This window comes from Cellulosimicrobium funkei, assembly GCF_001019615.1.
Taxonomy (GTDB): Bacteria; Actinomycetota; Actinomycetes; order Actinomycetales; family Cellulomonadaceae; genus Cellulosimicrobium; species Cellulosimicrobium cellulans_E.
The window spans coordinates 20,346-30,240 of sequence record NZ_JNBQ01000043.1; the positions used below are offsets into that span (position 1 = coordinate 20,346).

A 9,895-nucleotide genomic window follows, 5' to 3' on the forward strand; every position below is an offset into this window, starting at 1 on the left:
GCCGGCACCGATGACGACGCTCCTTCCCGCCCTGCCCACGGCGAGCGGACTGCTGGCCGCGACCGACGTCGTGCCCGCGTCCGAGACCGTGCCGGGCGCGTTTCTCGCGGCACCGTTCCTGGTGCTGCTCCCGCTCCTCGGGGCGGCCGTCCTCCTGCTCGCCGGGCGCCGCAGCGACCGCTGGGGCGCGTGGTTCGGCGTGCTCATGTCGGGAGCCGCGTTCGTGGTGGGCCTGGTCCTCTTCCTCGTGATGCTCGGGCTGCCCGTCGACGAGCGCGTGGTCGACTTCCGCATCGGCGACTGGATCGTCTCCGGCGGCCTCGACCTGGCGATGGGGCTGCGGATCGACCCGCTGTCCCTGACGTTCGTGCTCCTCGTGACGTTCGTCGGCACGCTCATCCACGTCTACGCGGTCGCCTACATGGCGCACGACCGCGACCGACGCCGGTTCTTCGCCTACCTCAACCTGTTCGTCGCGGCGATGCTCGTGCTCGTCCTCGCGGACTCCTACCTGCTGCTGTTCGTCGGCTGGGAGGGCGTGGGTCTGGCGTCGTACCTGCTCATCGGGTTCTGGAACCACAACCGCGCGTACGCGGTCGCGGCCAAGAAGGCGTTCGTCATGAACCGCGTGGGCGACATCGGCCTGATCGTCGCGCTCATGCTCATGTTCGCGACGTTCGGCGCGGTCGACTTCACGACGGTGTTCGCGCAGGCGCCCGAGGCGTCGACCGCGCTCCTCACCGCCACGAGCATCGCGCTCCTGCTCGCCGCGTGCGGCAAGTCGGCGCAGTTCCCGCTCCAGGCCTGGCTCGGCGACGCGATGGCCGGCCCGACGCCGGTCTCCGCCCTCATCCACGCGGCCACCATGGTCACGGCGGGCGTCTACCTCGTCGTCCGGTCGGCCCCGATCTTCGAGGGCGCGCCCACCGCGCAGCTCGTCGTCGTGATCGTCGGCGCGGTGACGCTGCTCTTCGGGGCGATCGTCGGCTGCGCCAAGGACGACATCAAGAAGGCGCTCGCGGCGTCGACCATGTCGCAGATCGGGTACATGATCCTCGCCGCCGGGCTCGGGCCGATCGGGTACGCGTTCGCGATCTTCCACCTCGTGACGCACGGCTTCTTCAAGGCCGGGATGTTCCTCGGCGCGGGCTCGGTCATGCACGGCATGGACGACCAGGTCGACATGCGCCGGTTCGGCGGGCTCGCGCGGTACATGAAGGTCACGTGGATCACGTTCATGATGGGCTGGCTCGCGATCCTCGGCATCCCGCCGTTCTCCGGCTTCTGGAGCAAGGACAAGATCATCGAGGCCGCGTTCGTCCCCGTCGACGGCGAGCCGTGGCGGGCGTGGGTCTTCGGCGGCGTCGCGCTGGTCGGCGCCGGGATCACCGCGTTCTACATGTCGCGCCTGTTCTTCATGACGTTCTCCGGGCGCCGCCGCTGGAACGACGGCAGCGGCTCCGCCGACGGGCTCGGCCCGCAGGACGGACCGGTCCAGCACCCCCACGAGTCCCCGCGCCTCATGACGTGGCCGATGATCGTCCTCGCGGTCGGGTCGGTCGCGCTGGGCGGCATCCTCGCCGCGGGCTCGCGGTTCGTCACGTGGCTCGAGCCGGTCACCGGGCACGCCGAGCACCACGAGCCGGTCCTGCCGGTGTGGTCGCTCATCACCCTGACGCTCCTGCTCGTCCTCGCCGGCGCGGCCCTCGCCTGGCGGCAGTACGCGATGTCGAGCGTCCCGGTCCGTGCGCCGCGGGGCTCCGTGCTCACGCGCGCCGCCCGGCGCGACCTGTACCAGGACGACGTCAACGAGACCGTGTTCATGCGGCCCGGCCAGTACCTCACGCGCTCGCTCGTCTACGCCGACAAGGAGATGGTCGACGGCGGCTGGATGGGCCTCGCCGGCCTGGTCGGCCGGGTCGGGGAGTGGCTGCGCGGGTGGCAGAACGGCTACGTGCGCTCGTACGGCGCGACGATGCTCGGCGGCCTCGTGGTGATCGTCGCGGTCGTCCTCGCCCTGACCACCGGCTCCGCGAGCTGAGAGGGAGACACCCATGACCACCTCCGTCCCCTGGCTGTCCCTGCTCGTCGCGTGGCCGCTCGTCGGCGCCGCGGCGGTGTGGCTCACGGCCTCCGCTCGCACGCGCGGCGTCGGCGCGGGAGCGCTGCGCACCGTGCGCGGCATCGCCCTCGGCGCCGCGCTCGTCGAGCTGGTCCTGGTCGTCGGCGCCTTCACCGCGTTCGACACGTCCGCCGCCGGCACGCACCAGCTCACCGAGACGTACCGCTGGATCCCGCAGATCGGCGCGAGCTACGCGGTCGGTGCCGACGGCGTCGCGCTCGCGCTCGTCGCGCTCTCGGTGCTGCTGGTCCCGCTCGTCGTGCTCGCCGCGTGGAAGGAGCAGGACGGCGACGTCCGCCGCCTGCGCCACTACCTCGCGCTCGTGCTGCTGCTCGAGGCGTTCATGGTCGCGGTGTTCGTCGCACGCGACGTGTTCCTCTTCTACGTGCTGTTCGAGGCGATGCTCATCCCGGTCTACTTCATGATCGGCGGGTTCGGCGTCGGGGCGCGGCGGCGCTACGCCGCGGTGAAGTTCCTGCTGTTCTCGCTCGCGGGCGGTCTGATCATGCTCGCGGCCGTCATCGCGCTGTACGTGCAGGTGCCGATCGACCCGACGACGGGCGCGCGCCCCGAGGACGCGTTCCTCACGTCGAACCTCGTGGGGTACTTCGCCGAGAACCCGATGCCGGTCACCACCGAGCGGCTGCTGTTCCTCGGTTTCTTCCTCGCGTTCGCCATCAAGGCGCCGCTCTTCCCCGTCCACACCTGGCTGCCCGACGCCGCGCAGCACGCGCCCGCGGGCACTTCCACGCTCCTCGTGGGCGTGCTGGACAAGGTCGGCACGTTCGGGATGCTCACGCTGTGCCTCCCGCTCTTCCCGCACGCGAGCGCGTGGGCGGCCCCCGTCGTGATCGTCCTGGCGGTCGTCTCGATCCTCTACGGCGCGCTCATGGCGATCGGCCAGAGCGATCTCATGCGACTCATCGCCTACACGTCGGTGTCGCACTTCGGGTTCATCGTGCTCGGCATCTTCGCGTTCACGTCGCTCAGCGTGTCCGGGTCGTCGCTGTACATGGTCAACCACGGCATCTCGACCGGTGCGCTGTTCCTCCTGGCGGGCTTCCTCATCGCCCGGCACCCGGAGCGCTCGCAGCGCATCGCGGACTACGGCGGCCTCCAGAAGGTCGTCCCCGTGCTCGCGGGGACGTTCCTCGTGGCGGGCCTCTCCGCGCTCTCGCTGCCCGGCCTGTCGACGTTCGTCAGCGAGATCATGGTGCTCGTCGGCACGTTCGCGCGCAGCCCGTGGGCCGCGCTCGTCGCGGTGCTCGGCGTCGTGCTCGCCGCGCTCTACGTGCTGCTGACCTACCAGCGGATCTTCACCGGCGGCACCCGCGAGGGGCTCGACCAGCTTCCCGACCTCGGCGCGCGCGAGAAGTGGGTCGTCGCGCCGCTGATCGTCGTCCTCCTCGTCCTCGGCTTCTACCCGGCGCCCGCGCTCGACCTCGTGCGCGAGCCCGCGGAGGTCACCCTGTCCGACCTCGCGGTGGCCGGCGTCGAGGACCCGCCGCGCTCCGACCCGTTCGCCGAGGGGACCGAGCTGGTCGCCTTCGAGAGCCAGGGGTCGTCCCTCACCCGTAGCACCGACGAAGGGAGCGAGTCGTGAACGACTCCTTCGTGGCCCCCACGGTCGACTGGCTCTACCTCGCCCCGATCCTCGTCGTGCTGGGCGCCGGCGTCGTCGGCGTGCTGATCGAGGCCTTCGTCCCGGCGCGCGTGCGGCGCACGACGCAGGTCGTCCTCGCGCTCCTCGCGACGGCCGCGGCGTTCGCGCTCGTCGTCGTGCTGTGGCGCGACCCGGCCGTGCAGGGGAGCGACGGCGCGCCCTACGGGGTGCGGGTGCTCGGTGGGTCGATGGTGATCGACCCGTTCGGGCTCGCGGTCCAGGGGATCGTCGTCCTGCTCGCGTTCCTGGCGATCCTCGTGATCGCCGACAAGACGTCGACCGGCCAGGACGCGTTCGCGCCGTCCGCGGCGGCGGTGCCCGGCTCGCCGTACGAGGACCTCACGCGGCGCAAGGGCCTCGAGCAGACCGAGGTCTACCCGCTCGTGCTCTTCGCCGTCGGCGGCATGATGATCTTCCCCGCGACCGGCAACCTCCTCGTGATGTTCGTCGCGCTCGAGGTGCTCTCGCTCCCGCTCTACGTGCTCTCGGCGATGGCGCGTCGGCGTCGTCTCCTGTCGCAGGAGGCGTCGTTCAAGTACTTCCTCCTCGGCGCGTTCGCGTCCGCCCTGTTCGTGTTCGGCGTCGCGCTCGTCTACGGCTTCGCCGGCTCGGTCGACCTCGTCGAGGTGTACCAGTCGCTCGCGACGCCCGAGGGGCCGCTCGCGACCATGCCCGGTCTCGTCGTCGTCGGCGTCCTGCTCATCCTCGCGGGCCTGCTCTTCAAGATCGGCGCCGCGCCGTTCCACGCGTGGACCCCCGACGTCTACCAGGGCGCCCCGACGCCGATCACCGGCTTCATGGCCGCGTGCACCAAGGCGGCCGCGTTCGGCGCGCTGCTGCGCGTCCTGTACGTCGTGAGCCTCGGCCTCGCGCAGTCGTCCCTCGCCACGCGCGAGGACCTCTTCGTCGCGCTGTGGATCGTCACGCTGCTCACCATGGTCGTCGGCACCGTCGTCGGTGCCGTGCAGACCGACGTCAAGCGCCTGCTCGCCTACTCGTCGATCGCGCACGCGGGCTTCATCCTCGTCGGCGTCGTCGGGTTCTCGCAGCTCTCGCTGCGGGCCACCGTCTTCTACCTGCTCGTCTACGGCCTCGCGACGGTCGGCGCGTTCGCCGTCGTCACGCTGGTGCGCGAGACCGCCCCGGTGCGCGAGCGCGTGCCCGTGGCGGTGGGTGCCGGGGCGGCAGGGACCGACGCGACGGGCGGCGACGCGGACAACGCGACGGGCGGGGCCACGGAGCAGCCGGTCGCCGTCCTCGGCGAGGCGACGCACCTCGCCCAGTGGGCGGGGCTCGGACGCCGGAGCCCGTGGCTCGCGGGCGTGTTCTCCCTCTTCCTCCTCTCCATGGCGGGCATCCCGCTCACGGCGGGCTTCGTGGCGAAGTTCACCGCGTTCGGCGCGGCCATCGCCGGGCCCGACGGCCAGGGCGGCGGCTCGACGTGGGTGCTCGCCGTGGTCGGCGTCCTCGCGTCGGCCGTCGCGGTGTTCTTCTACGTCCGCATCATCGTGCTGATGTTCTTCACCGCGCCCTCCGGGGGGCCTGCGGGCGGGGCGGACGACGACGGCGCCGCGCTCGAGGGGCCGGGCGTGACCGTCGTCCGGTCGACCGGCCCGACGACGATCGCGATCGCCGTGTGCGCGCTCGGGGTGCTCCTTCTCGGTGTGTTCCCGTCCCCGGTTCTCGATCTGGCGGCCGAGGCGGTTAAGTTCGTCCCGTGACCTCTGTGCCTTCCGTGCCGCCCGCGCCCGCCGGGCCCCGCGGCCCGCGTGATCGGACCGCGCCCGTGACGACCACCGCGATCCCGATCTCGGACCCCGAGCTCGCGGACGCCCTCACCGAGCGGCTCGCCGGGGTCGAGGCTCGGCTGCGCGACGCCGTCGCGCACGCCGACCCGCTCGCCGACACCGCGTCCCGCCATCTCGTCAACGCGGGGGGCAAGCGCCTGCGGCCGCTGCTCACGCTGCTCGCCGCGGAGCTCGGGGACGGGACGCGCCCGGAGGTCGTGGAGTCCGCGGTCGTCGTCGAGCTCACGCACCTCGCGTCGCTGTACCACGACGACGTCATGGACTCTGCCCCGGTGCGCCGAGGGGCCCCGTCCGCGCACGCCGTGTGGGGGAACTCGGTCGCCATCATGGTCGGCGACCTGCTCTTCGCCCGCGCGGCGTCGACCGTCGCGGCGCTCGGGCCGGAGGCCGTCCTGATCCAGGCGAAGACGTTCGAGCGGCTGTGCCTGGGACAGCTGCACGAGACGATCGGTCCGGGGGAGGGCGACGACCCCGTCGAGCACTATCTCGAGGTGCTCGCCGACAAGACGGCCTCGCTCCTGTCGACGTCCGCGCGGCTCGGTGCCATGTTCGCGGGGTGCCCGACGGCCGTCGTCGACACGGTCGCGGCCTACGGGGAGAAGCTCGGGGTCGCGTTCCAGCTCGCCGACGACGTGCTCGACCTGGCGTCGTCGGGCGACGAGTCGGGCAAGACCCCGGGCACGGACCTGCGCGAGAAGGTGCCGACCATGCCGGTCCTGCTGCTGCGTGCCCGCATCGCGAACGGGACCGCGAGCGAGGCGGACGCCGGGCTCGTCGAGCTGCTCGACTCCGACCTGACGGACGACGCCGCGCTCGCCGCGGCCGTGGCCGCGCTGCGACGCCACGAGGTGCTCGGGGAGACGCGGGCGCTGGCGGTGCGCTGGGCCCGTTCCGCCGTGGAGGAGCTCGACGCGCTCCCCGCGGGCCCGGTCACCGACGCGCTGCGATCCTTCGCGGAGGCGCTCGCCGACCGAGCCGCCTGACGGGCTCGCGGAGGGGTGATCTTTCGTCCGGTGGCCGGTCGCCCGGCACGCCGACGCGGTCGGGTCGCATCGTTGCCTCCGTCACCGGGTTGACCTGCCGGGACGTCGCGTCGGTCCGCCGCGATGGCCGCTGTGACGCGGCGTCGCAGGCGGGAGGGTGGGGAGTGCTCCCCATGGAACGGGTGTCGGATTTCACCCTGTCGCCCGCTATCCTCGAGTGCGCGATCGGTGGGGCCGCCTGGAAAGTGCGAGATCGAGGGGGCTGGAGAAGGGGACCGATCGTCTCCCGATCCAACTCCTCGGAGGACCTGTGGGTTTCCTGGCGCGTCTGCACGAGCACCGCCGCACCGTCGCGTCGGTGACGACCGTGTCGGTGTTCTCGACGGCGCTGGTGGGGATGGCGTTCCTCTACGAGGGCGAGGCCACGGCGGACGTGGACCTGAACGACTCGGGCGTGTGGGTGACGAAGACGTCGGCCGGGCTGCTGGGTCGGTTCAACTCCGCCTCGCAGGCGGTGGACGGGACCCTGAACGCGGGCAGCGCGTCGTTCGACGTGCAGCAGGACGCCGGGCGGGTGCTCCTCGAGGACTCGGGGACCGGGACGGCGTCGCCGGTGAGCGTCGCGCACCTCAAGCTGGACGGGCAGCTCCGTCTGCCGCCCGACGCCCTGGTGGTGTCCGGAGGTGCGACGACCGCCATCCTCGACGGCGAGGAGGGCCGGCTGTGGGTGCTGCCGTTCGACGGCGTCGCGTCGTTCGACGCGGAGGAGCTCGACCCCACGGTCGAGGTGGACGGCGGGGGTGACGTCGCCGTCGCGCAGGACGGGACGGTGTTCGCGGCGATCCCCTCGACGGGGACGTTGTGGACGGTGGCGACGACGTCCAGGGGCACCGTGGACGGCGAGGCGTCGTCCACCGCGCTCCCGGTGGGCAAGGGTGCCGAGGTCGAGGTGACCGCGGTGGGCGACGAGCCCGTGGTGCTGGACCGGTCCGCGTCGCAGCTGGTCCTGCCGGGCGGGAAGACGGTCGCCCTGGAGGACGGCGCGGAGGCGCGCCTGCAGCAGCCGTCGGCCGGCTCGCAGAACGTCGTCGTGGCGACGACCACGGGTCTGGTGACGCAGCCGCTGAAGGGCGGCGACGCCCTGCGACGGGCGGCCGAGGGACGACCGGGTGCGCCGGTGCAGCTCGGTGCGTGCACCTACGGCGCGTGGGCCTCGACGGGTCAGGTGATCCGTGACTGCGAGGGCACCGATCGCGACCTGGACACCCGCCTGGAGGGGATCGATCCTCAGGCGCGGCTCGAGTACCGGGTGAACCGGCAGGTGATCGTGCTGAACGATCTCGCGGCGGGGACGTTGTGGATGGCGGCGGACGAGTACCAGAAGGTCGACGACTGGGACGTCCAGATGCCGGAGGAGGCCGAGGGCGAGGAGTCCGACGCGGAGCTGACGAACCCGGAGCAGGTGGACCAGTTCATCGCGGACCGGTCCCAGCCGAACAAGCCGCCGCAGCCCAAGGACGACTCGTTCGGGGTGCGTCCGGGGCGTACGACGATCCTGCCGGTGCTGGGCAACGACGTGGACCCCGACGGGGACGTGATGACGGCGTCCGTCGCGGGCGACGGCCCGGACGGGATCACGGTGCAGCAGATCATGGGCGGAGCTGCCGTGCAGGCCGTGGTGCCGGACGGCGCGACCGGTACGGAGTCTTTCCGGTACTCCGTCTCGGACGGGCGCGGGGGCGTGGCCGAGGCCGGCGTCACCCTGAAGGTGTCGCCGTGGGGGGAGAACGCGGCGCCGGAGCAGACGGGTGACCCGGTGCTGCGGGTCGGGCAGGGCGGTCGGGCCACGATCAAGGTGTTGCCGTACTTCAAGGACCCGGACGGGGACGACCTCTATCTCGCCTCGGCCGCGGCGACGGTCGCGGGTGACGACGTGCGCTCGCGTCCCGACGGGACGGTCGAGTTCCGCGACGGCGGCGGCTCCACCGGCCGCAAGATCGTCACGGTCACCGTCGCGGACGGGCAGGGCGGGGTGTTCGAGGGCAAGCTGCTGGTGGACGTCGTGCCGGGGCCGCAGCCGCCGGTCGCGGTGAACGACCACGTGGTGGTGCCGGCGGGTCAGCCGGTGACGGTCGAGCCGTTGCGCAACGACTCCGACCCGAACGACGACGAGCTGCGTCTGGTGTCGGTGTCGGAGTCCGCGCCGGCCCAGATCACCACGAATCCCGACGCCGGCACGTTCACCTTCCTGTCGATGGAGCCGCGGTCGTACGACCTGACGTACCAGGTGACGGACGGTCCGAACGTGACGACGGGTCTGGTGCGCGTGGACGTGCTGCCGCCGTCGGAGGCCGAGGGCGCCCCGATCGTGGTGACCGACACGGCGCTGCTGCCGGCGGGCGGGTCGACCCTGGTCGACGTGCTGGCCAACGACACCGACCCCGCCGGGGGCGTCCTCGTGGTCCAGTCCGTGCGCGTGCCCGCCGACGCGGGCGTGTCGGTCGCCGTGCTCGCGCACCAGATGCTGCGCATCACCGAGCTGCGCCGGCTCGACGGTCCCGTCACCGTCACGTACACCGTGTCGAACGGCACGGAGACGGCCACCGGCGAGGTGCGGGTGGTGCCCGTGCCGGCGCCGACGCGGTTGCAGCCGCCGCAGGCGGCGGCGGACGAGGTCACGGTGCACGCGGGGGACGTGGTGACGGTCCCGGTGCTGAAGAACGACACCCACCCCGACGGGCTGGAGCTGTTCCTGCAGCCCGAGCTCGAGCAGGACGTGGACCCCGCGCTGGGGGAGGCGTTCGTCTCGGAGGACACGCTGCGGTTCAAGGCCGGTCCCGAGGCCGGGACCGCGTACGCGATCTACCGCGTGCGGGACGTCAACGGGCAGGAGGACTCCGCCCAGGTCACGATCCGCATCCGTGACGGCGAGGACAACGCACCACCGCAGCCCCGTGAGATCGACGCCCGCGTCCTGTCGGGCTCGAGCGTGCGTGTGGACGTCCCGCTTGACGGGATCGACCCCGACGGCGACTCCGTCCAGGTCTCGGGCGTGGCGTCGCCCCCCTCGAAGGGCACGGCTCAGGTCGAGGCCGGCTCCCTGCTCTACACCGCGTCGAAGAACGCGAGCGGGCTCGACGTATTCACGTACACCGTGCTGGACGCGCGCGGCGCGACGGCGACCGGCACCGTGCGCGTGGGGATCGCGCGTCCGGGCGAGACCAACCAGCCCCCCGTCGCGGTGGACGACGAGATCACGGTCCGGCCCGGGCGCACGGTCTCGGTCGCGGCCCTGGCCAACGACACCGACCCCGACGGT

General features: G+C 72.4%; 5 protein-coding genes. All 5 read left to right on the plus strand.

The window, feature by feature from the left end; all coding sequences use genetic code 11:
- Window positions 1-10: 10 nt before the first annotated feature.
- Complete coding sequence (nuoL, locus tag FB00_RS18640; protein WP_047234415.1) at window positions 11-2,041, plus strand: NADH-quinone oxidoreductase subunit L; 2,031 nt, start codon at window positions 11-13, stop codon at window positions 2,039-2,041.
- Window positions 2,042-2,054: 13 nt separating this feature from the next.
- A complete protein-coding gene (locus FB00_RS18645; protein WP_047234416.1) occupies window positions 2,055-3,725 on the plus strand; it encodes an NADH-quinone oxidoreductase subunit M in 1,671 nt (556 codons plus the stop codon).
- Complete coding sequence (nuoN, locus tag FB00_RS18650; protein WP_047234417.1) at window positions 3,722-5,506, plus strand: NADH-quinone oxidoreductase subunit NuoN; 1,785 nt, start codon at window positions 3,722-3,724, stop codon at window positions 5,504-5,506. Before FB00_RS18645 ends, nuoN begins: the two co-directional genes overlap by 4 nt.
- Window positions 5,507-5,571: 65 nt before the next feature.
- The gene (locus FB00_RS18655; protein WP_047234418.1) at window positions 5,572-6,576 is read left to right on the plus strand and encodes a polyprenyl synthetase family protein; all 1,005 of its coding nucleotides are present in this window, start codon (window positions 5,572-5,574) and stop codon (window positions 6,574-6,576) included.
- Window positions 6,577-6,934: 358 nt separating this feature from the next.
- The coding region (locus FB00_RS18660) for an Ig-like domain-containing protein (RefSeq protein ID WP_231581936.1) at window positions 6,935-9,895 on the plus strand (2,961 nt) is incomplete at its 3' end.